The sequence below is a fragment of the Caballeronia sp. LZ035 genome, assembly GCF_031451175.1.
Taxonomy (GTDB): domain Bacteria; phylum Pseudomonadota; class Gammaproteobacteria; order Burkholderiales; family Burkholderiaceae; genus Caballeronia.
Genome location: NZ_JARUXS010000001.1, coordinates 1,386,191 through 1,408,794 on the forward strand (window position 1 = coordinate 1,386,191; position 22,604 = coordinate 1,408,794).

The window sequence follows — 22,604 nt, forward strand, 5'->3', positions numbered from 1 at the left end:
TGGCGCCTGAACTGCAAAATCAACTGAACGCGCGATCCGAACCATCCCAACCCCGCGCCGGCAGGCATGAACCGCACCCACCCCCGCATGAAGAACCGCACGCCAGGAGCGGATCGATGACGATCACCCGAACCCTCGCCGTGCCGCCCAACGAAGTCGAACTGACCGCCGTGCGCGCACAGGGCGCGGGCGGCCAGAACGTCAACAAGGTGTCGAGCGCGATTCACTTGCGCTTCGATATCCGCGCGTCATCGCTGCCTGAACACATCAAGGCGCGCCTGCTCGCGCTCTCCGACAGCCGCATCACGCGCGATGGAGTCATCGTCATCAAGTCGCAGGAACATCGCACGCAGGACATGAATCGCGCAGCGGCGCTCGCCCGGCTCGACGAACTCATCCACAGCGTCAGCGTCACGCGGCGCACACGCATCGCCACGAAGCCGACGCGCGGGTCGCAACTGCGCCGCGTCGAAGGCAAGGTCAAGCGCGGCGCCATCAAGGCGGGCCGTGGTCCCGTACGCGGCGAATAAGATCGCCGATGCGGCCCAGGCCCGTCTCAGCCCTGTCGTAACCCAGGCGGCTGCCCAACGCGCGGACCCAGAAAATAGCGCTTCATCGTGTCGCCGCCCATCACACGCGCAAGCTCGGCAAAGACACAGTAATTGCCGATCATCAGCACGAGCAGGATTTGCACCGCCCAGAACTGCGGCCAGTTGATCTGCCCGATCAATTCATGATGCGCGGCACTCAGACTGTGTGTTTCCTTCCAGAACTCGAACAGACGTTCGAGGTAATGCAGCAGCCCCGCGACGATCGTATAAATGAGCGTCTTCCACGCAGCGTTCCAGATCAAGGGCCGCTCCGGATAGCGATTGATGAACGGCAGCAAGTTGGCAAGCAACACGGCCTTGCCGAGAATCAGCGACGCGACGATGACCGAGACCGAGGTCGGCAGCGAGATGCCGGTGCCCCTCACCATCAACGCGCGGACGAGGATCACCACATGCAGCAGCACGAAGAAAAAGAGGGTGGGCGGCACCATCTTGAGCATCTCGTGCTTGATACCGGCGAACGACATTCCCATGGCGGCGGCTCCGGGCGCAAGGCGCGCAGGATGACGCGGGACCCGCGCGCACCTCGGCGGCTTGCGCGTCACAGGAAAAGTCTAGTTCACCGCGCGAGCTTGCGCCGCCTTCGCCACGGGAGGCGCCCGAGCGCGCCGGTGGCGAGCGCCGTGCCCGCGAGCACGATCCCGCAGCCTGCAACCATCGCGAGCGAGACGGGTTCGCCGAGAAACCACGCGCCCCACAGAATGCCAAAGAGCGGAATGACGAAGGTCACGGTCATCGCGCGGGCAGGACCGGCAACGGCGACCAGATGGAAGTAGATGAAGTAGGCGATACCCGTGCAGCCGATGCCCAGCGCCAGCGCCGCGCCCCAGGCTTGCGCGGACACCGGCGCCGCGGGCCAGGTGAGAAACGCGAGCGGCGCCAGCGTGAGGGTCGCGCCGAGCATGCTGCCGGCGGCGTTCGTGAGCGCGTCGACGTCCATCAGGTAGCGCTTGGCGAAATTGCCCGCCACGCCGTAGAGCGCAGCCGCCGCCAGCGCCGCGGCCGCCGCGAGCAGGCCCTGCACCGGCACGGCAGAAGCGCTGCCGACGCCTGCGCCGCCCGGCGCCGAAGCCGGCGCAATCTGGTTCCACACGAGCACCATCACGCCCGCGAAACCGATCGCCATACCAATGGTACGCACGGTCGTCAGGCGATCCTTGAGCCACAGGTACGCCACCAGCGCGCCGCATAAAGGCGTGGTCGCGTTGATGACGGAAGTCGCGCCGGCCGAAAGCGTCAACTCGGCATAGGCGAACAGGCAGAACGGCGCCGCCGAGTTGAGCATGCCGACGATCAGCAACGGCCACCAGCGGCGGCGCAGCGTCGCCAGGGTGGCGTCGAGCGGGCGTCGCGCGAGCAGCATCGCGACGAGAAGCAGCGCGCCGATGCCGACGCGCAGCGCCATCAAGGGCGCGACGCCGAACTCGACGACCCCCACGCGGATGAACAGGAACGACGCGCCCCACAGGGCGGCGAGCACGATCAGTTGCAGCAGGTTGGCGGCGGACATGGCAGGACGGAAGGCCAGAAATCAGCGAAAGTCCGCGCATGTTAACACCGGCCCGCACCCCTCCCGACATCTTCCGGACGAGACCGCAAGAACCGGTAGACGCCGCCCCTGGCGCCGCGCTCAATGCGGCGGAATCATCCAGGTCAGCACATTCTGTTGCAGCCACACGAGCACGCCCAGCAGCACGGTGAGCAGGATCGAATGCCAGAAGGTGCGCGCGAACACCAGACCCTCACGTCCCTTGAGTTCGGTCGTGGCGACGCCCGTGGCGATGTTCTGCGGCGAGATCATCTTGCCCATCACGCCGCCCGACGAATTGGTCGCCGCCATCAGCACCGGATTGAGATTGAGCTGGTTCGCCGCCACCACCTGCAGGTTGCCGAACAGCGCGTTGCCCGAGGTATCGCTGCCCGACAGGAACACCGCGACCCAGCCGAGGAACGCCGATACCAGCGGAAAGAACGCGCCCACCGACGCCACGCCCAGGCCGAGCGTGTAGTTCATCCCCGAGTAGTTCATCAGGTAAGCGAGTCCGACGATGGTCGCCACCGTCAGGATCGCGATGCGCGTCTGCACCCACGTATCGCCGATCGCCGCGCCGAAGTCGCGCGCGGGCAGCTTCACCAGCAACGCGGTGATGATCGCCGCCACCAGGATCGCCGTGCCGGTCGCGAGCGGCTGGAAGTCCCAGATGGCGCCGTAGGGCTGGTTGTACAGCGTGATAAACACGGCCTTGTCGAGCCCCGGCCAGGAAATCTTGATGTCGCCGATCAGGAAGATCTTGAGCACCGTCCACACGATCACCACCACCGACACGACAATCCACGGCACCCAGCCATGTCCGCCCGAGAGCGTCGCGCGCGTGTCGGACAGGCGGTCGACGTTGACGGCGAAGCGCTCGTCCGCGACCGGCTTCCACACGCGCAGGAAAGCGATCGTCAGGATCAGCGAGACAAGCGAGGAGAGCACGTCGGTCAGTGCATAGCTGATGAAGTTGGAGGTCACGAACTGCGTCAGCGCGAAACTGGCCCCCGAGACGAGCAGCACCGGCCAGATGCGCAGCATGTTGCGAAAGCCCGCATACACGCCGATCACGTAGAACGGCAGGAACAGCGCGAACAGCGGCAACTGGCGGCCGACCATTTTTGCAAGGGCGTCGGTGGGCAGGTGCGTGACCGCGCCGAGCACCGTGATCGGCACACCCAGCGCGCCGAAGGCGACCGGCGCGGTGTTGAAGATCAGCGTGAAGGTCAGGGCTTCGAGCGTCGGGAAGCCGAGCAGGATCAGCAGCGAACTCGTGATGGCGATCGGCGTGCCGAAACCGGAGATGCCTTCGAGCAGCGCGCCGAACGAGAAGCCGATCACGACGAGGACGATGCGCCGGTCGTTCGGCAGGTTGTCGACCATCCACAGGCGGAAGGCTTCGAAGCGCCCCGAGCGCTGCGCGATGTTGTACAGCAGGATGGCGGCGAACACGATCCACATGACCGGCCAGAGCGCGAAGACGGCGCCTGCCGCGACGGAATCGAGCGCGAGTCCCACCGGGAAATGCCAGCCCGCGACCGCGATGATCAGCGCCAGCACGAGACCCGCGAGCGAGGCCTGCCAGGCGGGGCGGCGTGCCCAGCCGAGCAGCACGAGCACGAGCAGGATGGGCAGCGCGGCGACGATGAACGATGCGAACAGCGAATGGGCGATCGGCGTGAGGATCTGATGGAACATCGCGTCTCCTGGCGGACATGAGCGGGAGCGGCGGGCTGGCTCGCCGCCGTGCGCGTCCCATCGATGCGAAAACTGCGGGCGTCCGCGCTTCGGGCGCATTGGCGCGGCACCGAAACCTTAAGCGGGCGCATAACGCGCTCACTAAGAATAGGGCGCGATCCGTTTGCGTCAAGGCGTGAATGCCCGCGCATTGCGGCGTTTCGGGCGCAGGCATGCCCAAGACGCGCCTGGCGCGAGCGGAACGACGAATGAAGGGGCGCCGCTGACGCCGCTGACGCCCGGGCGCTCAGCCCTCGGCGCCGCTCGGCACGGCATCCTCGCGGCGGGCGATGGGTGCCTGCCGGAATACCCAGACGGTCAGCAGGCCGAGCGAAGCCAGCATCCAAAGCAGGAAAAATACGAAGGCCATCATGTCCGACTCCCCGAGAACCGATGTTTCGCAACGGTGATCCGCGTCGCGCGACGGCAAATGAGGGACACGATTAGCCAGTTTCGTGCCATAGGTCTGGCGATATCCGCCAAGTCGTTGACTGAAAAGGAAAGTGTTCCAGCGCACGCAGCCCGCATGCGTGCCGGAGCAGGTCAAGCGCCCGGAAAATGTTGCAGGTTTGTTACTCGCAGGCAAAGTCCATGTCACGTGCCGGCACTCGCCGCGTCGGCAAGCCCGGGTTTAGTGGCCATGTCCGCCCCCGCCACCGTGCCAGCCGCCGCCGCCTTGCCATCCGTGGCCATATCCGCCGCCGCCGTGCCAGCCATGACCGTAGTAGCCGCCACCACGCCAGCCGCGGCCCCAGCAGCATCCGCCGCCGCCCCAGTAGCCGAAGCTGAATGAAACCGGTGCATAGCCGTAGCCGTAATAGCCGGGATAACCGCCGTAGGCGGGGTAATAGGGATAGCCTGCGTACGGATACGGGTACGCGTAAGGATAGGTCTGGTAGTAGTTCGCGTCGGGCGCGCCGATCGCGTATTCGTACTGCGGGGGCAAGGTTGCTGAGGGCGCCGTGGCAACCGTCGCGCCCGACGCCGGGACGGTGAACTCGCGCTGCGTATAGACGGGGTTGACGACCGGGTAGGAGGGATAGGCGGGATAACCGTAGTAGCACCCGCCAAGAAGCGTTGCAGCCGCCGCGGCCGCCAGTGCAGTCGACCTTCGGAGAACAAGACGAGCGAATTCCATGATGCTGCTCCTGACGGTGTGTAACGCCCGGTGTAGATCGATGATGAAGCGTTGCAGCCGGGCGGGTCCGTCATGAAGCAGCTTACTCGAACGGCGGCACTGCGGTCGGCCAGCGGTCGGAGGAGAAATGATCCGCGTGGCCGTTTGTGTCAGATCTGAAACGTAGCGGCGAAACGACTGCGTTTCGCCGCACTGAAAGGCCGGCTTACTTCCCGACCTGATTCCCGATAATGCCGCCGACGGCCGCGCCGCCGAGTGTCGACAGTCCGCTGCCGCCGATAACGGCGCCGCCCGCCGCACCGACGCCTGCGCCGATCGCGGTATCCCGTTGACGCGTGTTCATGTCGCCGCAGGCAGTCAGGCCCCCGAGAAGCGCCACGACCGTTGCAGCGACGCCGATCTGTTTGATGTTTTTCATGTCGACTCTCCAATACGATATTGAGCGAAGCGGCGGCGGTGCGGCTTCCAGGCATCTGCAGGGCCGCGATGGTCCGGACCGCTTCGTCGCTTGATCAGCAGGAAAGGTGCCTGATTCGTCAGGAGAGGCCCGGACGTTACTGGACAAGGCCCGCGCCGGATGCACGAAGAACAACGGCCTGACGCACGCGAAGCGCGTCAGGCCGTTGATAGCTACTGAAAGGCGTCAGACATCAGGTCGGCTGATAAATCTCCGAACCCTTCTTCACAAATTCGATCGCCTTGGTTTCCATGCCTTTCGCCAGCGCTTCCTGCTCGCTGACGCCCTGTTTCGCCGCGAAGTCGCGCACGTCCTGCGTGATCTTCATCGAGCAGAAATGCGGGCCGCACATCGAGCAGAAGTGCGCGACCTTGGCCGAATCCTTCGGCAGGGTTTCATCGTGGAATTCGCGTGCCTTGTCCGGATCCAGACCCAGGTTGAACTGGTCGTCCCAACGGAACTCGAAGCGCGCCTTGGACAACGCGTTGTCGCGCACCTGCGCGCCGGGATGACCCTTGGCCAGGTCGGCCGCATGCGCCGCGAGTTTGTAAGTGATGATGCCGACCTTCACGTCGTCCTTGTTCGGCAAGCCGAGATGTTCCTTCGGCGTGACGTAGCAGAGCATCGCCGTGCCGAACCAGCCGATCATCGCTGCACCAATGCCCGACGTGATGTGGTCATAGCCCGGTGCGATGTCGGTCGTCAGCGGCCCGAGCGTGTAGAAGGGCGCCTCGTCGCACCATTGCAGTTGGAGATCCATGTTCTCCTTGATGAGCTGCATCGGCACGTGGCCCGGACCTTCGATCATCACCTGCACGTCGTGCTTCCACGCCACCTGCGTGAGCTCGCCGAGCGTCTTCAGTTCGCCAAGCTGGGCTTCGTCATTGGCGTCGTAGATCGAGCCGGGACGCAGGCCGTCGCCGAGCGAGAACGAGACGTCGTACTGCTTCATGATTTCGCAGATGTCTTCGAAGTGCTCGTAGATGAAGCTCTCGCGATGATGCGCGAGACACCATTTCGCCATGATCGAGCCGCCGCGCGACACGATGCCCGTCATCCGGTTCGCCGTCAGCGGCACGTATTGCAGACGCACGCCGGCATGGATCGTGAAGTAGTCGACGCCTTGCTCGGCCTGCTCGATCAGCGTGTCGCGGAAGATTTCCCAGGTCAGGTCTTCAGCCTTGCCATTGACCTTTTCGAGCGCCTGGTAGATGGGCACCGTGCCGATCGGCACCGGCGAATTGCGGATGATCCACTCGCGCGTCTCGTGAATGTGCTTGCCGGTGGAGAGGTCCATTACGGTGTCGCCGCCCCAGCGGATCGCCCAGGTCATCTTGTCGACTTCCTCGCCGATCGAGGACGTCACCGCCGAATTGCCGATGTTCGCGTTGATCTTCACGAGGAAGTTGCGGCCGATGATCATCGGCTCGCTTTCCGGGTGATTGATGTTTGCCGGGATGATGGCGCGCCCGCGGGCTACTTCCTCGCGCACGAACTCGGGCGTGATCGCCTTCAGCGCGTCCTTGCCGAACGCCGCCGCGCCGAAAGACTGGCCCGGATGCTGGCGGCCCATCATGGCGGCGAGCTTCTCGCCGTTCGGGCCGCTCTGCTTCAGGCTTTCGAGATATTCGGCGCGGCGCTGGTTTTCGCGGATCGCGATGTACTCCATCTCCGGCGTGATGATGCCGGCGCGCGCGTAGTGCATCTGCGAGACGTTCTTGCCGGCGAGCGCACGGCGCGGCTGGCGGTGCAGGCCGGGGAAGCGCAGTTCGGCAGTCTTCGCGTCGGCGGCGCGCTCGCGGCCGAAGTCACTTGAAAGACCCGCGAGTGCTTCGGTGTCGCCGCGCTGTTCGATCCATGCGCCGCGCAGCGCGGGCAGTCCCGAACGGATGTCGATCTTCGCGTCCGGGTCCGTGTACGGGCCGGACGTGTCGTACACGTAGACCGGCGGATTCTTCTCGCCGCCGAAGCCGTCGGGGGTATCGGACTGCGTGATTTCGCGCATCGGCACGCGGATGTCGGGCGTCGAACCGGTGACATAGACCTTGCGCGAGTTCGGCAGCGGCGCGATGGCGGCGGCGTCGACGACGGCGTTTTCGGACAGGAACTTGGGATTGGCATTCATGTGCTGTTTCTCCTTGTGACAGAAGCGAGCGCGTGCGCGCTTGCTTCCGCCCCATGCGAAGCAATAGGGACGATATTTTTTCAGCACGAGCGATGACGCTGCCCGGGCTGACTCAGGAGCTAGACAGGAGGAACGAGATGGAAAGGTACGGGCTCGGAAGAGGTGGCCGGATGCGGCAGGCCATGGAGCCCGAACGCTTCCCTGCGCTGGCATTATCCAGATCAGGTTCAAAGGGTATTTCTCACCCACGCCGCACGAAGCGGTTCGGCCCTGTCAGGCCGGCCAAACCGCGATGCGCAACGCAGGACCCCCGCGTTAGCAGCCGTGACATTACACCGCGGCGTGGCGTCTTGGCAACCAACGGCGAAATCCTTCGAATGGGCAGGGCGCTTACTGCATAATGGCGGGCGCTGCAAATTCCGGGTTTTCCCGGGGCGCTTGTGGCCCTTCCCGCGCATCCCGTTCATTCCGCATTTCCTCGTTCCGCCATGCCGTTGAGTCTGGTTTTCGCCGCAGCGCTTTCGCCGGTAGTTGTTTCATCGATCCGGCGCGCAGCCGTCGCGGAGTAACGCATGTCCGCGCTTCCGCCGCCGCGCCTGCCATTCAGTTTTCCCGATCGTTTTCCATTCCGTGCGCCGCGCTCCTTCAAGGGGCAGGTCGTGCTGGCGCTGGCCGTCGTCTATCTCGTCTGGGGCTCGACGTATCTCGGCATTCACCTCGCGCTCGAATCGTTTCCGCCGCTGCTGCTCGGCGGCTTGCGCAACCTGTGCGCGGGTGTCGGGCTGTTCGCGCTCGCCGTGCATCGCAAGGCTGTCTGGCCGAGCGCGCGCGAAGTGCGCAATGCGGCGATCGTCGGCACCTTGCTCGAGGGGCTGTCGAGCGGAATGATGGCCTACGGCATGGGCACCGTGGGCACCGGCACCGCGGCCGTGATGGTCGCCACCGTGCCGCTCTTCGCGACCATTTTCACCGCGCTGTCAGGCCGGGGCGTCGCGCGCGGCGAGTGGCTCGCGGTGGCGCTCGGGTTGATCGGCATCGTGTTGCTGAATCACGGCGATCCGTCGCCCAGTTCCACGGTCGGCACGCTCGCCATCCTGTGCGCCGCGATCTTCTGGGCAGGCGGTGCGCATCTGGCGGGCCGTCTGCCGCAGCCGACCGATCTGCTGATGTCCACGGCGCTGCAGATCGGGCTGGGCGGGCTCATTGCGACGGGTATCGCCCTCGCCGCCGGCGAACGCCTGACCCATGTCAGCCTCGGCGCGGGCGTCTCGTTCCTGTACCTGATGCTGATCGGTTCGATGGCCGCGTATGTCGCCTACAACTTCCTGATCCGCCATACCAGCACCATCGTCGCGACCAGTTGCCTGTATGTGAATCCGGTCGTCGCCGTGCTGCTCGGCGCGCTGCTGCTGGGCGAGATCGTCACGCGCTGGACCGTCATTGCGACGGTCGTGATCCTGCTGTCGGTCGGGCTGTCGTTCTGGTTCGATCACCGCCGGCGCGGACTGCGCTGAGCGCTTGCTTTTGTAAAAACCACCATTCCGTGCGACGCGACGCGTGACGACGGCAACTGCGTGTCCGGCTTTTCCGAACGATTCCTCTAACCAATTCCGAAGCCTTGCCACACAAGGCCGCGTGCCACGCGCGCGGTCGGTACGCACCGGCGCGGGGCATGGGCATTGCTCATTGCTGACACCGGATGGCGCGGCCTGACTTGCGCCGCCGAAACCGGCAAGGAAGGAAAACAGAAGGTCGGTCCGCGAGGTGGAAGGGGTAGACATCTCGACGTTCGCGCGTACCGATCCGCATAACGAGGTGGTCGATTACAACAAGGAAGGTGGAATCATGAAGCTCATCCGCACCGCAGCCGCGCTCGCCGCCGTTGCCTCCGTGCTGTCCGCTTGCGGCGGCAGTTCGGACGATCTGGGCAAGGAGATCGGCGTCACGCAGCCCCAGGTCCATTTCGTTCACGCGCTGCCTGGTGGCCCGAACGTCGACTTCTACGACAACGGCAAGATCCTCCAGCCAAACCTGGCCTACCCGACGGCAACCAACTTCGCGAACATCGACACGGGCCAGCACAACTTCTCGTACGCGGCCGTCAACACGACGACGCAACTCGCCACCGATACCAGCATCAACAACGCGGCCAAGGGTCACGAATACACGGTGATTGCGTTGCCGGACGCGGGGTTCCTGCCGTCGATCGCGGTGATCGACGACCCCTTCGACAAGGGTCTGCTCTCAGGCAGCGCGCGGGTGCGGGCCTTCAACGCATCGACGAATGCGCCGAACCTGGACCTGTACCTGGTCGCGCCGAACGCGAGCATTGCGAACGTCAGCCCGACAATGGCAGGCGTGTCCTACAAGAACGCGGTGCCTGCGACGACGCAGGATTCAATCTACGTGTCCGGGGGCACGTATCAGCTGATCGCGACGCTGCCAGGGTCGAAGACGCCGGTTTATAAGTCGGCTTCGTTCGATCTGGTCAATAACGCGGACTGGCTGATCACGACGCTTCCTTCCGGCAATGCGCTTTCGCAGCTGATTCCGGAGAAGATCCGGTTGCTGGTGGCGCAGGGCGGGAATACGCAGCAACCGGTGCGGGAGTTGCCGGATACGCAGTGAGTCGGACGGGTGGTTTGGTTCAAGAGAACCGGTCGCTTGCGGCCGGTTTTTCGTTGCGCAAAAGAGCGCCAACAAAATCCGCTCAAGACCGAGTATCTGCTCACAATCCAATCAGTATCCGCTCAGAATCTGTTCAAAATGGAGAATCCGCTCATTTTTGGCTAGAATCTGCTCACTGAACAGATTCGCAGCAGAACATGGACACATTGAATCGGGAACGGGTGCTCGACGCCATTCGTGACTTGGCGCGAAAGGGATACGCCGAGGTGACATCCACTCAGGTTCTGGAAGCGACTCAGACCAGTGCTGCCACCGTTCGCCGAATGCTGGATGCGCTGTGCGCCAGCGGCCAGCTTATCCGCAGCGGTCAGGCGCGGGCGACGCGCTATCGCCTGAATGAAGACGCTGCTACGGGCCTGATCCACGGGGCGCGATTCCAGGAAGTCCCGTCTGCCGAGGCTCATCCGGCATGGTCCGACGCCTCGATCGATTTGAGTCGCAAGCTCGAACTGCCTCTGGCAGCGCGCGACCCTGTGACTTACCAGCGCAGTTTCGTCGACGACTATGTTCCCAACGAAAGCTGGCTGATGCCGCAGGACGTTGCCGAAACGCTCTACCGCGACGGCCGGCTGCGTGACCAACAGCCTGTGGCAACCTACGCGCGCAAGGTGCTGGAACAACTTCTCATCGACCTGTCGTGGTCGTCCTCCCGCCTGGAGGGCAATCGCTTTAGCCTGCTGGCTACGGAGCGCTTGTTCAAGCGCGGAACGGCAGAGGGCGATGCGGAAGCGGTCATGCTGCTCAATCACAAGGCTGCTATCGAGTTCCTGGTCGAGGCTGTGCCAATGCAAGGCCTTTCGATGGCGCTCGTGCGTAATCTGCACGCGGTACTGATGCAGGATCTGCTCGCAGATACCGACTCGCTGGGCGCCATTCGCACCAGGCTCGTTCACATCAGCGACACGGTGTATGTACCGACCCAGGTTCCGGCCTTGCTCGAAGATATGCTGGCGACCATTCTCGGCAAGGCAAGGCTGATCAAGAACCCGGTCGAGAATGCTTTCTTCCTGTGGGTAAATCTGGCCTATCTGCAACCATTCGAAGACGGCAACAAGCGCACGAGCCGACTGGCGGCGAACATCCCCTTGATGCTGTACAACTGCTCGCCCCTGTCGTTCCTCGATGTTGATCCGCACGACTATGCTTGCGCGATGCTGGGCGTGTACGAGTATCTGGATGTCTCGCGCGCCGTGGATCTTTTCGTGTGGACGTATCGGCGTTCGATGAGGAAATATGCCGTCGTGGTGGAGTCCCTGGGAGCGCCCGACCCGCTCAGACTGCGCTACCGTGAGCACCTGACCGAGGCCGTGGGACTCGTGGTCCGGGACGGACGCCCGGCACAGCAGGCAATCGATGAACTGGGCCTCACCGAGGATCAGGCGCCCGGATTCCGAGCCATGTTGCTCGACGAGTTAAACAAGCTGGGGATCTACAACTGCGCGCGTTACCGGCTGACAATGGCTGCGACGCAGGCGTGGATCCACGCCGGCAGGCCACGCTGAGCGATACGGGCGTTCATCACTCGACATTAAAAAAAATCCCGCCACACAAGGCGGCGGGAAGACAGGGAACATCATCAACGCTATGGATCCTGCCGAGGCAGGCGGCGCATTGCGGCGCCGCTCCGTGCGTCTCGTGCTTACTTGTGTTCTTCCGCGGAATTGCTGATGGCCTGGCCGCCCTTCGAAATATCCTGGCCAGCGCCCGAAACCGTGTTGCAACCTGCGAGCATCGCCGTGCCGGCGAGCAGAAAAAGTGCGATCAGTCGAGTCATGTGTATTCCCCTTGAAGTTGAAATGCGTGACGGGAATCGCAATCGCGCATCGTGTCGGGTGGAAAGGCGCCTGTCTGGCCAGCGGCAAATGATGCAAGGCAGATGCACCCAGCAATTTCAGCGCCCGACCTACCGGTAAAAACAATCATAAAAAAGGCGCAGCAGACCGGCTGTAGGCAGAGCCGGGATTCTCCTGTAGTCCCGTTCCGCATTTCGAGTGGGAATCGTCCTACGCAAGCGGCGTCATATCGATGGCCGGATCTCCTTGTCCCGTACTGCGCTCGCGCGGCATCGACACGCTGATGATCGTGCCGCGCGGACTCGCACGTTCGATCTCGAAGCGCCCGCCGCGTGCCGACACGCGTTGACGCATGCCCACCAGCCCATGGGTCTGCGTGCGCTTCAGGTCTTGCGGCCGGATGCCGATGCCGTCGTCGCGGATGGCGAGTGACACCGTTTCGTCGTCGAGCGCGAGCGCCACGCGGATGCCGCTGGCATGCGCGTACTTCGCGGCATTGGTGAGTCCCTCCTGCGCAACGCGGAACAGCGCGATCTCGACCGCTTCCCCGAGCTTCACATCCTCTTCGGGCAGGGCGAGTTCGAGGCTCCAGCCGTTGCGTTGCGCGGCTTCGTCGGCGAGCGAGCGCAACGCGGTCACGAGCCCGAAGTTGGCCAGCACGGTCGGGCGCATGTCCTCGATGATGCGACGCTTCAGCGCGATGCCCTGATCCAGATTGCCGAGTGCGCGCGTGAGCTTGTCGGCCATCGCCGGCTCGGCATCCCTGAGCTTGCCGCGGACCCAGGCCACGTCCATCTTGCTGGCCGTGAGGATCGAGCCGAGTTCGTCGTGCAGTTCGCGCGCGAGCTCGGTCTTTTCGTTCTCGCTGACGGATTGCAGATGCCACGCCAGCGCTTCGAGCTGCCGCGTGCGCGCGAAGACCAGTTGATCGAGTTCTTCCTGCTGTGTGATGAGCGCCTTCTGCACGCGCGCCTGCTTGTCGAGCTGGATGCCGAGATTGCGGAACAGGAGCAGAAACAACACGATGTTGAGCGCGCAGAGCGCCCCGACGCACAGCGTGGAGATGCGCTGGTCGGCGCGGCTGGCATCGAGCGCGTGCTGCGCACGCTGATCCTCGTTGAGACGCAGCAGGGCCAGCGCGGCATCGAGTGTCACGCTCGTGTCGGGCGGCGGCAGCGCAAGCGTGTTCGCGCGCGCGGTGGAAGGAGTGGAATTGGCGGCGGCGCCCTGCGATGGAGCGGCGAAGCGCGCGCTGCCTTGCGCGATTTCATCGACGGCGGCGGTGCGGACCTGCGCGAAGCTCGCGAGCGCGGTGTCGTCGCCGATGCGCCGATAGTACGCATCGAGCGAGGCGAGCGTACGCTGCGCGCGGCTGGCGGTATCGCGGAAATGCGTCTGGAAGACGGCGGCCGGGTCGAGCGCGAAGCCGCGTTCGTCGGCGACGAGCGTGGCGATGTCGGCGGCCAGCATCGACAGTTGCGCCGTCGCGCCCTTGGCGTCGAGCGCGGTTTCGTACTCGGCGGCGATGCGCATGCGTCCCGACTCCAGTATCACGAGGCCGCCCACGGTGATGACGATTGCCACGGTCATCGCCACGGCCCAGCTGTAACGGCGCATCCATTCATTGACACGCGCGGCCCGGCGCGCCAGTCCGGCGGGGGCGGGCTTGTCGGGGGCATCGTGCGCGACGCCTGGGGCGGTTACGGACGGCGCCTTGTCTTCCAGAAGCTCGGACGGCAGGGCGGGCGGGACTTGGCTCATGGCGTGATCAAAAAAATCGGGGAGCGAAAAACGAAGACCGTTGAAAGCATGTGTCGGTGGATTCCCACAGCAAAAAAGGAGCCAGCCCGAGTGCGCGGCCCGGGCGCCGCGACTAGCATGGTGCGGTCATCACTCATTACGGGGAACGATCATGCTGAAGTGGGCCTTGTTTTTCGCGATCGTGGCCGTGATTGCCGGTTTGCTCGGCTTCACGGGCGTCGCCGCCGGCGCTGCCGCCATCGCCAAATTCATATTCGTGCTGTTCCTGATCCTCTGCGTCGTGTTCCTGGTGCTGGGGTTCGTCGTCACGAAGAAAGTCGTCGACTAGCGGGGCCTGTTCCTGACCCGCCGAACCCGATCACGCTGAACCCATTCATGGAGGAGGTCCCATGCTTCATTACGCAGCCGTCTTCTTCGTCATTGCGATCATCGCCGCCGTGTTCGGCTTCACGGGCATCGCGGCGGGTGCGGCGGAGATTGCCAAGATCCTGTTCTTCATTTTTCTGGTGGTGTTCGTCGTTACCTTGCTGCTCGGCGTCTTCCGGACCTGACGGCCCACGCCGCAGCCCGTTTTCCGGCGAATTCGAGAGAGCGGGCATGCAGCATGCATCGGCGTATGTGTTTGGATAGCAGGGCGCTATGCGGTCTTTGCAAAAACGGCCGTCCTGCTCCAGCCATCGACACCTCAACTCATTCTCAGGAGCGAACCTCATGTCCAAATCGTCTGCTGTCAAAGCTGCGCCCCATACGTCGTCGGACCCGTTCGTGCTCGACCTGGACAAGATCCGCGCCGATGCCCGTCAGCACATGGACGAAGGCCCGGTCACGGCAAGCTATGGCGCCGATCGCGAGACGGTGCTGAAGCTGCTGAACGACTCGCTGGCCACCGAGATCGTCTGCGTGCTGCGCTACAAGCGCCACTATTTCATGGCGAAGGGCATCCATTCGGAAGCCGTTGCGCAGGAATTCCTCGAGCACGCGAACGAAGAACAGGAACACGCCGACACGCTCGCCGAGCGCATCGTGCAATTGGGCGGCGAGCCGAATTTCGCGCCCGATGGCCTGGCTTCGCGCTCGCATTCGCAGTACAGCGAAGGCAAGGACCTGATCGACATGATCCGCGAGAACCTGATTGCCGAGCGGATCGCCATCGACACGTATCGCGAGATCATTCGCTATCTCGGCGACAAGGACGTCACGACGCGTCGTCTCTTCGAAGACATCCTCGCCGTCGAGGAAGAGCACGCCGACGACATGGCGGACCTGCTGGAAGGCCGCAACGGTTGATGCCCGCAATGGCCGCGCTGGCTGGATGCTGCGCCGGACGGCTTGTCCCGCGCGGTGTCCGGCGTCGCGCCTGCGTACAATGAGCTTCCACCTTCACATAGAGCGTCCGGCAGCACGGATGGCGCGCATGATTCGAGTCCTGATAGCCGACGACCACGCAATCGTCCGCAGCGGTTTTCGCCAGTTCGTCGCGGACGAGCCCGACATGGAAGTGGCCGCCGAGGCGGCGAGCGGCGACGAGGCCATTGCGCTTGTACGCGCGCAAACCTTCGATGTCGTCCTGCTCGACATCGCGATGCCCGACAAGAACGGCGTGGATACCTTGCGCGTCATCAAGCAGATCCGGCCGGAGCAGGGCGTGCTGATGCTGTCGGGCTATCCGGAGAGCCAGTACGCGATCAACCTGCTCAAGGCGGGCGCGAACGGTTATCTGAACAAGGACGCCGCGCCCGACGAGATCGTCCGGGCAATTCGCACGGTGGCGCGCGGGCATCGTTATCTGTCGGAGTTCATCGCCGACGCGCTGGCCGACAAGCTCGACAAGCCCGCCGCCGAACGGCCGCACGAATTGCTGTCGGAGCGCGAATTCCAGATTTTCTGCAAGCTCGCGGGCGGGCAGATTCCGACGGAAATCGCGCAGGAGCTGCATCTCTCGGTCAAGACCGTGAGCACCTATCGGGCGCGAGTGCTGGAAAAAATGCGGCTGGCAAACAACGCCGACCTCACGTATTACGCGATCAAGAACGGCCTGATCGAATAGCGGCGCTGCATCAAGCGCAGCGCGAAGCAATCGCGCGCCCCGCGCCCCGAGTGCAGCGCGCATCAGCCGGAGGACGCCCGACGTGGGCAATCACATCACCACCGACGACCGGGCACGGCACGCAGCGCCGCATCAGACGCCGCTCGCCGTGCTGCTGATCGAGGACTCGCCGCTGATCCGCCGCAGCCTCACCGAGGCGATCGACGCGCTCGGACCGTGGCGCGTGGCCGCCTGCGCCGATGCGCCCGAAGACGCCATCGCGCTGCTGTCGGCGCGGCGCTTCGACGCGGTGATCGTCGACCTGCAACTGAAGCGCGGCTCCGGCATCGACGTGCTCGCGTGGCTCGGGCAGGCCGGCGCGGGTTATCTGCAGGAGGCCTTCGTCGCGGTGCTGACCAATCACGCGCTGCCCGCCTATCGCGAACGATGCCGGCAATACGGCGTGCATCGCTTCTTCGACAAATCACTCGAATTCGATCGCGTGCTCGACGCGCTGCACGACTACGCACGCGAACGCGGCTGAAACGATGCTCATTGCGGGCGCTGCTCCGCTTGACCTTCCGGCGTTTCAAACTAACCCGCCGGCGTTTCGGCTCGACCCTGCGGCGTTTCCCGCTGACGCTTCGACGCTTCCCTCTGATCCTCCGGCATTTACTACTCACCCTGCGGCGTTTCCCTCTGACGCTTCGGCGCTTCCCCTTCTGGCGTTTCCCCCTGACCCTGCGGCGTGCGCCCGCCCCTGCGCCAGTGACTCAGCCCCGCGAGCCCGGTGGCCGCGAGTCCGGCGACGCAGACGCCGGTCCAGCCCAGCGCATGCCAGGCGAGCGATGCGAGCGCCGAACCCAGCGACCCGCCGATGAAATACGCCACCATGTAGACCGTGTTGACCCGGCTGCGCGCTTCGGGCCTGAGCGCGTAGATGCGCGACTGGTTCGAGATCTGCGCGGCCTGCACGCCGACATCGAGCACGATCACGCCGATCACGAGCCCGCTGATGCTGCGTCCCGACAATGCAAATACGACGAACGACAGCGCGGTCAGCACGATGCACAGCGAAATCACGGCGCGCGGCCCGCGCCGGTCGGCCGACTTGCCCGCAAGCGGCGCAGCAAGCGCGCCCGCCGCGCCGACAATGCCGAACAGCCCGGCCGCCTGCGGTCCCATGTGGAACGGCTCGCCCGCCAGCAGGAGCGTGAGCACGGACCAGAACATGCTGAACGCGGCGAACAGCGCGCCGCCCGTGAGCGCCGCTTCGCGCAGCGCGGGGCTCTCGCGCGTCAGATGCCACATCGAGCCGAGCAGCTTGCTGTAGGAGAGCGTGGAGGTGGGACGGCTGCGCGGCAGGCGTGCGATCACGACGCCCGCCAGCGCGACGCACGCGAACACCGACGCCCCGAACACCGCGCGCCAGCCGAAATACTGCGCGACGAAGCCGGACACCGTGCGCGCGAGCAGAATGCCGAGCAAGAGGCCGCTCATCACGGTGCCGACTGCGTGGCCGCGTTCGGCGGCGGGCGCGAGTTCGGCGGCGAACGGCACGGCCTGTTGCGCGATGGTCGATGCCACGCCGATCGCGAGGCTCGCCGCGATGAGCACGGCAAGCGTGCCCGCGAAGCACGCGACCACGAGCGAGAGGCCGAGCGCCGCGAGTTGCAGCAGGATCAGCAGGCGCCGGTCGAAGCGGTCGCCGAGCGGCGCGAGCACGAGCATGCCGAGCGCATAGCCGAGCTGGGTTGCGGCCGGTACCGCGCCGATCAGCCACGCGCTGTGCGGGAAGGTGGCACGGAAGTCGTCGAGCAGCGGCTGGTTGAAGTAGATGTTGGCGACCGAGACGCCGGCGATGGTCGCGAGCAGCCACAGCGTGGCGCGCGAATACGGTGAATCGTGAGGATGCGGTGGCGAAGTCGACATGTCGGCGGGTGCGGGAAGCCAGTCGCCGATGATACTGAAGCCCCGCGCATGCCGCTCGCCGCGGCTAGAACGGCTGCGGCCCGCCGCCCTGATCGACGCTCATGCAATGCGTGACGAGTCCCGTCTCCTTGCGCCAGAGGTGCAGTCCGAAGGCGGGCGGCTCCATGACGAACGCCTCAGGCGCGCCGTGCTTCAGTTGCAGCGCGACCTGATGCGCCGTGGACGGCGCGCACCAGGCCAGCGTGCCGCCGAAGCGCGCGCTGATCGCACGATGCACATGACCGCACACGATGCGTTCCACGTTCGGATGGCGGCGCAGCAGCGCGTCGAGCGCGCGGCTGTCGTCGGGCGCGAGCCGGATCTCGTCCATGAACTCGATGCCGCAGGCGAACGGCGGATGATGCATGCCGATCAGCACGGGCCGCTCCGGGCACGCGTCGAGTTGCGCGTCGAGCCAGGCCAGGCGGGCGGGGCACAGCCGTCCGGAACCGTGGCCGGGATCGAGGGTATCGAGCGCGATCACGCGTACCTCGCCGACATCGAAGGCGTAGTGAATGAAGCCAGCGGGATCGGCTTGCGGCAGACGGTCGCCGAAGACGGCGCGCAGATTGTCGCGCGCGTCGTGATTGCCGGCCATCGGATACCACGGCATGGCCAGGCGGTCGAGCAGCGTGCGCAAGTGCCGGTATTCGTCGAGACCGCCCGCATCGACGAGATCGCCGGTGATGAGCACGGCATCGGGGTGCGGGTCGAGCGCATTGAGGGCGTCGATGGCGCGGACCAGACAGGCGGTCGTATCGACCTGACCATAGGCGAGCGTGCCAGGCGGCGTGATGTGCAGATCGGTGATCTGGGCTAGCAGCATGGCTCGATCTCCTCGATGCGGCCGCGCGGCGCGGCGGGCCGGGCGGGGTTGTGCGGTGAGCTTACTCGGTGTCGGCGTCGTCGTCGGACGGCGGCTTGGGCGCGAGCTTCGCGGGCAACAGCCACTGGAAGTTCGTCATCGATTGCTCGCTGAACGTGCATTCGGCCGCGGCGTACTTCGTGACCTTTTTGGTCTTGCTGGCGGCGGGCGGCGGGTTGCGGTCGTCGATGGTCGCGTGCACGATCACCCGCGATCCATGATAAGCGGCGTTCGAGCCGGTGATCTTGAGCGGCGCGCTGGCGGCGTCGGGATAGTCCGCGATCATCTTCCCCTTGCAGGCTTCGACGTTCTTGTAATAAGACGTGCAGCCGGCGAGCGTGACGAGCGGAAGGGCGAGCAGCAACAGCAGGGAGGACATGCGATTCATCGGTGAATCCGGTCGATGCCTGGCGCCGCCAGCGGCGTTCGGGCGTGATGAGAGTCGGGGCGGAGCTTTATAACATGCGCGCGGCCGTGCATTACTGTAGTGCATCGCGGCGGGGCGCGCCCCTGGCCGATCGGCTAGCTTGTCTTGTCGCGCGCTGCGGTAGCACAATCGGCACGGGGTGCTTCCGGTGCGTATCGGGCGCGCCTGGACCGCGTTTCTAACGATGGAGACGATCGTCATGGAAAAGGACATCGAAGTGGGCGATTACTTGCTCGCCCTGCAGACCGTGCCGCGGCTGCGCCCGAGCCCGAGCCTCGACGGCGCGGACGCCGAAGCCGACGCGGCGCCGTCCGAAGGCTATGCGATCCGCGTGCGCGTCACGCGCCTCGACCGGCAACCGGTCCACGGCAGCCGCGTGGCCGACGAGTCCGGCGAGATGACCGGCGACCATGGTCCGTTCGAGACCGTCGCCGAGGCCATTGCGCATGGCGAGGCGTGGGGCCGTCACTATGTGGCGCGCGTGCTGGGACATTCGGTGTAGGGAGGCGGGCGAAAGCGGGGTGCGCGTCCCTGCGTGATGCGGGGTGCGTCTACCGCGTGGTCGTCGCTAGACTGGCCTCGTCGTCCGGATGCCGGCCGGCATTACCGAGCCGCGGAGGCCGCCATGACGTCCCTGACCCTGCCAATGGCGCTGTATGTCACGCCGAACTACATTGCTTCGGTACGGCGCGGCAAGGCGCGCGCATCGTTCAGCGGGACGGTGCGGTTCATCGGCGTGGAGGCGCTGCCGTTCGATATCGAGCACCTGTGCGTGTTCAATCGCGATACGCCGATCGAAGCGCTGTTCGATGCCGTGAGGGATGCGGAGCGGCTGCTCAACGCCGTGTGAAATGGGCTGCGCGGTGGCTCGTTTCGCGAACGCTGCGTGCTGTGTTGTGTTTTTCAGCGGTTTACGAACCCCACGCCGCCTTGTTCGCGCTTGTTGTCTCCGCCGTCCGGGCGCCTCGGCGATGACGTTTCGATCCCGATCAAAAGGCCGGCAGGCGGAAAGAACCGATGCGCCGCTTACCACCGGTACTCGTGAATCTCGATGGTCCCGCCCATCCCCTCCATCATGGCGCGAATCGGCTCCGGAATGTCCGGGATGCAGTTGCCTGATTCGTTGACCCAATAGCAGAAGAAACGCATTTTCGCGTGCGCTTGCGCCAGCAATTTGGGCAGATCACGGCGCGGTAACTCAAGTGAGGTTGTCAGATACCACAGGTGCGGCGCAAGCAAATCACTTCGCACGCGTCCCTTGGTTCGCACGCCCCAGACGCCAGTCGGTCGTTCCGCATACAGCTTCCCCGCAGGCGGACGCATTCGCTCTCCCTTCTTTCTCGCAAAGTCAGGCTGTTGCTGAAAATAAGTTCGTCCAGAAGGCTGGATTCGCACCATCGCCGGAAATGGTGAAGCTGGCGTAAGCGAACTGCGCATCGTTTGTTGCCATTTCAGTCGTGATATTCGTGAAAGCTGTCGAGGTGCGGCGAGCGCCGGGAGCGTGTTGAGAAATCTTGAGGTACGACCCGCCCGCGTCGGATTTCTCGACTACACGGCGCGAACGTATGTGACATGGCCGCTGCATCAAGCTCCTCCGGCTATAAAGAGGCGGCGTGCAAACAAGCCTCCGCCGTCCCACCGCTCCACTATCGATATTCGTCAATCTCGATCATGCCTCCCATCGCTTCCATCATCTCGTGCGCGAAGGGCGGAATGTCCGGAACCCGGTCGCCGGAATGGTTGCACCAGTAGCACCACAACGCGATCGTGGCGCCTTGTGCTTCCGCTAACGCGCGCGCGTCCCTGCGCGGCAGCGAGAGGCGGCTTTGAAGGAAAATCAGGTGCGGCGCGAGGTGGTCGGAGGTGACATGAGGTTTGCTGCCGAACGCCCAGAGGCCAAGCTTTCCGAGACGCGGATTCATACGCCCGGACGGCGTTTTGAATGGCTTACCTTTGGTGACTGTCCACGTAGGCTCGACGCCGAAAAAAGTCGTCCAGAATTCAGGCACGACGCCCGATCCGGAGACAATCAGCGTCGCGTGAGCGAGGGGGTGCGGCTTGTCCGCGAGATCGTTTTCAGGGCGCATAGTTGTGGATGTTGTCGTCGAGAATCTGCTTCTTGAATTCCACGCTGCCATCGTCGTAGAAAACCAGATTGTCGTTCGGCCGTAGTCCATTCGCAGGTTTTAATGCGTGGACCATGTCGCCGAACGTTTTACGGTCGTATCCGAGCATCTTCGCGGCGTGGTCCGGATTGTTCGTCTTGGCCGCCAACTCCATTGCTTCTTCGCTGAGCGTGTGCGGCACGTACACAAATGGCTCAGTCTCGAGTGCTGTCGCAATGGTGCCATCAGGCAGCCTGTCGCCAGGATTGGCTGCCATGATTTCGAAAAAGTCGTTACGCGGCCACGGTAGCCGCGGCGGCCCTATGGGAGACTTGAACGATCTGACGCTGGCCGCCGCCTCGATTGCGGGCTTGAAGAGCGGCAGTGCCGCGACAGCCTCCCGTGACTTCGGCGCAGGCCGCGCATCGTCGCCGCCCCTTTGGATGAAATTCGTCGTGCGCACCGGAACATCCGGAACGGTCACCAACTCGCCTGTTTCAATTGCGCGCTTGATCTTTCGAAGACGCTCCGCGCCCTCATCTTTCACGCCGATCAACTCGCCCAACTCGCTCAGCAAGCGGCGATCGTTCGACCAGGTCATCGAATCGGCCAGGAACGTGCGCGCCTGTGCGGCGGCGCGCGCCTCGTCGTCGCTGTTCATGTAGAGCACGTCACGACGGCGCTGCACGATGATCCCCGCGTTGAATACTTTGACTTCCTGACTCAAGCGTGTCTCCTGCTGTGAGGGCGCATGAGTAGCATGGCGAAATATCACGCCGCTCACCCGCATGGGCGAGGATCATACAGCGCGCGCGCACTCTGACGCAGTCGCCCCGAAGCGGTACTTCATGTGCCAGTACTTTCCGCTCGCCGGCGGGAATTCGAGATGCATGCTGTCAGCGTTGGTCAGGCGGCAGGTCTTTTTGCGCGCCGCTGCGTTGCGTGCAGGCGTGTCGGCAAGAGCATGAGGAGACTGTCGAAGGCACAAATCCGGGGGCATCATCGGAAATGCCCGAATGGTTCCGAAGGCGCCTTTTCAAAATGCCCGTGTGGATAACAAAAAACCCCGAGAGCGCTTCGCTGTCGGGGTCTCTGGTCATCTCTGAGTGTCGCCTGGAATCTGCCTGGTACCGGGGACCGGACTTGAACCGGCAAGCCGTTAGGCGGCGGATTTTAAGTCCGCTATGTTTACCAATTTCATCACCCCGGCAGGGCGGACGCGATTCTACCATTGCGCCTGCATCGGCCAAAACCCGCGCACGCGGTTCGACAGGGGTTTCACCGTCACGCATAATCGGCGGCACCGGTCATGCAACCCGACCGCACCATCAGCCCGCGGCGCCCGAAAGACGTCGACATCAGGGGA

Annotated in this window: 26 protein-coding genes, 1 tRNA gene and 1 riboswitch; of the genes, 11 read left to right on the forward strand and 16 right to left on the reverse strand. The window is 64.4% G+C overall.

The features are described from left to right. Positions 1-116: 116 nt before the first annotated feature. Positions 117-530, forward strand: coding sequence for an alternative ribosome rescue aminoacyl-tRNA hydrolase ArfB (gene arfB / locus QCE88_RS06505; protein ID WP_309900252.1), 414 nt, complete (start codon positions 117-119; stop codon positions 528-530). Positions 531-556: 26 nt separating this feature from the next. Here arfB and QCE88_RS06510 read toward each other — a convergent pair whose 3' ends face one another. The 7 genes from QCE88_RS06510 to thiC form a co-directional block, all read right to left on the reverse strand. Beyond that, positions 557-1,084, reverse strand: coding sequence for a hypothetical protein (locus QCE88_RS06510; RefSeq protein WP_309900254.1), 528 nt, complete (start codon positions 1,082-1,084; stop codon positions 557-559). A gap of 86 nt (positions 1,085-1,170) precedes the next feature. Then, a complete protein-coding gene (locus QCE88_RS06515; RefSeq protein ID WP_309900256.1) occupies positions 1,171-2,121 on the reverse strand; it encodes a DMT family transporter in 951 nt (316 codons plus the stop codon). Positions 2,122-2,241: 120 nt separating this feature from the next. Beyond that, positions 2,242-3,843 (reverse strand): L-lactate permease, encoded by a 1,602-nt coding sequence (locus QCE88_RS06520; protein WP_309900258.1) that lies wholly within the window; start codon positions 3,841-3,843, stop codon positions 2,242-2,244. A gap of 286 nt (positions 3,844-4,129) precedes the next feature. Beyond that, positions 4,130-4,255, reverse strand: coding sequence for a hypothetical protein (locus QCE88_RS06525; protein ID WP_309900259.1), 126 nt, complete (start codon positions 4,253-4,255; stop codon positions 4,130-4,132). Positions 4,256-4,513: 258 nt separating this feature from the next. Beyond that, entirely contained in the window at positions 4,514-5,020 is a 507-nt protein-coding gene (locus QCE88_RS06530; protein WP_309900261.1) for a hypothetical protein, read from the reverse strand. A gap of 205 nt (positions 5,021-5,225) precedes the next feature. Beyond that, positions 5,226-5,438, reverse strand: coding sequence for a glycine zipper 2TM domain-containing protein (locus QCE88_RS06535; RefSeq protein ID WP_309900263.1), 213 nt, complete (start codon positions 5,436-5,438; stop codon positions 5,226-5,228). Positions 5,439-5,670: 232 nt separating this feature from the next. Then, positions 5,671-7,602: a phosphomethylpyrimidine synthase ThiC gene (thiC, locus tag QCE88_RS06540; RefSeq protein ID WP_309900265.1), complete on the reverse strand. Its 1,932-nt coding sequence runs from the start codon at positions 7,600-7,602 to the stop codon at positions 5,671-5,673. 180 nt (positions 7,603-7,782) lie between these two features. Then, positions 7,783-7,924, reverse strand: a riboswitch (TPP riboswitch). Between the two features lie 250 nt (positions 7,925-8,174). Between thiC and QCE88_RS06545 the strand changes: the two genes are divergently transcribed. The 3 genes from QCE88_RS06545 (at position 8,175) to QCE88_RS06555 (ending at position 11,792) form a co-directional block, all read left to right on the forward strand. Then, positions 8,175-9,116 (forward strand): EamA family transporter, encoded by a 942-nt coding sequence (locus QCE88_RS06545; protein ID WP_309900267.1) that lies wholly within the window; start codon positions 8,175-8,177, stop codon positions 9,114-9,116. Between the two features lie 331 nt (positions 9,117-9,447). Continuing rightward, on the forward strand, positions 9,448-10,230 hold the full coding sequence (locus tag QCE88_RS06550; RefSeq protein ID WP_309903431.1) for a DUF4397 domain-containing protein: 783 nt from the start codon (positions 9,448-9,450) through the stop codon (positions 10,228-10,230). Positions 10,231-10,427: 197 nt separating this feature from the next. After that, positions 10,428-11,792, forward strand: a complete 1,365-nt coding sequence (locus QCE88_RS06555) for a Fic family protein (protein WP_309900270.1) — start codon at positions 10,428-10,430, stop codon at positions 11,790-11,792. A gap of 137 nt (positions 11,793-11,929) precedes the next feature. On the opposite strand, the gene QCE88_RS06560 is transcribed toward QCE88_RS06555, so the two are convergent. Continuing rightward, entirely contained in the window at positions 11,930-12,064 is a 135-nt protein-coding gene (locus QCE88_RS06560) for an entericidin A/B family lipoprotein (RefSeq protein ID WP_309831493.1), read from the reverse strand. A gap of 229 nt (positions 12,065-12,293) precedes the next feature. Beyond that, complete coding sequence (locus QCE88_RS06565) at positions 12,294-13,844, reverse strand: sensor histidine kinase (RefSeq protein WP_309900273.1); 1,551 nt, start codon at positions 13,842-13,844, stop codon at positions 12,294-12,296. A 151-nt stretch (positions 13,845-13,995) separates the two neighbouring features. Here QCE88_RS06565 and QCE88_RS06570 point away from each other — a divergent pair, with 151 nt between their 5' ends. The 5 genes from QCE88_RS06570 (at position 13,996) to QCE88_RS06590 (ending at position 16,414) form a co-directional block, all read left to right on the forward strand. Next, positions 13,996-14,172 (forward strand): DUF1328 domain-containing protein, encoded by a 177-nt coding sequence (locus tag QCE88_RS06570; protein ID WP_309807883.1) that lies wholly within the window; start codon positions 13,996-13,998, stop codon positions 14,170-14,172. A gap of 61 nt (positions 14,173-14,233) precedes the next feature. Then, the gene (locus tag QCE88_RS06575) at positions 14,234-14,395 is read left to right on the forward strand and encodes a DUF1328 family protein (RefSeq protein ID WP_016344888.1); all 162 of its coding nucleotides are present in this window, start codon (positions 14,234-14,236) and stop codon (positions 14,393-14,395) included. Between the two features lie 160 nt (positions 14,396-14,555). Further along, entirely contained in the window at positions 14,556-15,131 is a 576-nt protein-coding gene (locus tag QCE88_RS06580) for a ferritin-like domain-containing protein (protein WP_309900274.1), read from the forward strand. A 127-nt stretch (positions 15,132-15,258) separates the two neighbouring features. Continuing rightward, positions 15,259-15,891: a response regulator transcription factor gene (locus tag QCE88_RS06585; protein WP_309900277.1), complete on the forward strand. Its 633-nt coding sequence runs from the start codon at positions 15,259-15,261 to the stop codon at positions 15,889-15,891. Positions 15,892-15,973: 82 nt separating this feature from the next. Then, entirely contained in the window at positions 15,974-16,414 is a 441-nt protein-coding gene (locus tag QCE88_RS06590) for a response regulator (RefSeq protein ID WP_309900279.1), read from the forward strand. Between the two features lie 131 nt (positions 16,415-16,545). Here QCE88_RS06590 and QCE88_RS06595 read toward each other — a convergent pair whose 3' ends face one another. The 3 genes from QCE88_RS06595 to QCE88_RS06605 form a co-directional block, all read right to left on the reverse strand. Beyond that, positions 16,546-17,802 (reverse strand): MFS transporter, encoded by a 1,257-nt coding sequence (locus QCE88_RS06595; RefSeq protein WP_309900281.1) that lies wholly within the window; start codon positions 17,800-17,802, stop codon positions 16,546-16,548. 64 nt (positions 17,803-17,866) lie between these two features. Then, the gene (locus QCE88_RS06600; RefSeq protein ID WP_309900283.1) at positions 17,867-18,667 is read right to left on the reverse strand and encodes a phosphodiesterase; all 801 of its coding nucleotides are present in this window, start codon (positions 18,665-18,667) and stop codon (positions 17,867-17,869) included. Positions 18,668-18,728: 61 nt separating this feature from the next. Continuing rightward, positions 18,729-19,094: a hypothetical protein gene (locus QCE88_RS06605; RefSeq protein WP_309900284.1), complete on the reverse strand. Its 366-nt coding sequence runs from the start codon at positions 19,092-19,094 to the stop codon at positions 18,729-18,731. Between the two features lie 238 nt (positions 19,095-19,332). On the opposite strand from QCE88_RS06605, the gene QCE88_RS06610 reads away from it, so the two are divergent. Beyond that, positions 19,333-19,635: a hypothetical protein gene (locus QCE88_RS06610; RefSeq protein ID WP_309900286.1), complete on the forward strand. Its 303-nt coding sequence runs from the start codon at positions 19,333-19,335 to the stop codon at positions 19,633-19,635. A 123-nt stretch (positions 19,636-19,758) separates the two neighbouring features. Then, complete coding sequence (locus tag QCE88_RS06615) at positions 19,759-19,983, forward strand: hypothetical protein (RefSeq protein WP_309900288.1); 225 nt, start codon at positions 19,759-19,761, stop codon at positions 19,981-19,983. A gap of 176 nt (positions 19,984-20,159) precedes the next feature. On the opposite strand, the gene QCE88_RS06620 is transcribed toward QCE88_RS06615, so the two are convergent. The 4 genes from QCE88_RS06620 to QCE88_RS06635 all read right to left on the reverse strand — a co-directional run bounded on the left by QCE88_RS06620 (position 20,160) and on the right by QCE88_RS06635 (position 22,448). Then, complete coding sequence (locus QCE88_RS06620) at positions 20,160-20,456, reverse strand: hypothetical protein (RefSeq protein ID WP_309900290.1); 297 nt, start codon at positions 20,454-20,456, stop codon at positions 20,160-20,162. Between the two features lie 323 nt (positions 20,457-20,779). After that, the gene (locus QCE88_RS06625; RefSeq protein WP_309900291.1) at positions 20,780-21,220 is read right to left on the reverse strand and encodes a DUF4279 domain-containing protein; all 441 of its coding nucleotides are present in this window, start codon (positions 21,218-21,220) and stop codon (positions 20,780-20,782) included. Then, complete coding sequence (locus tag QCE88_RS06630; protein WP_309900293.1) at positions 21,210-21,965, reverse strand: hypothetical protein; 756 nt, start codon at positions 21,963-21,965, stop codon at positions 21,210-21,212. The genes QCE88_RS06625 and QCE88_RS06630 overlap by 11 nt, the downstream gene beginning before the upstream one ends. A 398-nt stretch (positions 21,966-22,363) precedes the next feature. After that, positions 22,364-22,448: transfer RNA gene (locus tag QCE88_RS06635), tRNA-Leu, on the reverse strand. Between the last annotated feature and the right edge of the window lie 156 nt (positions 22,449-22,604).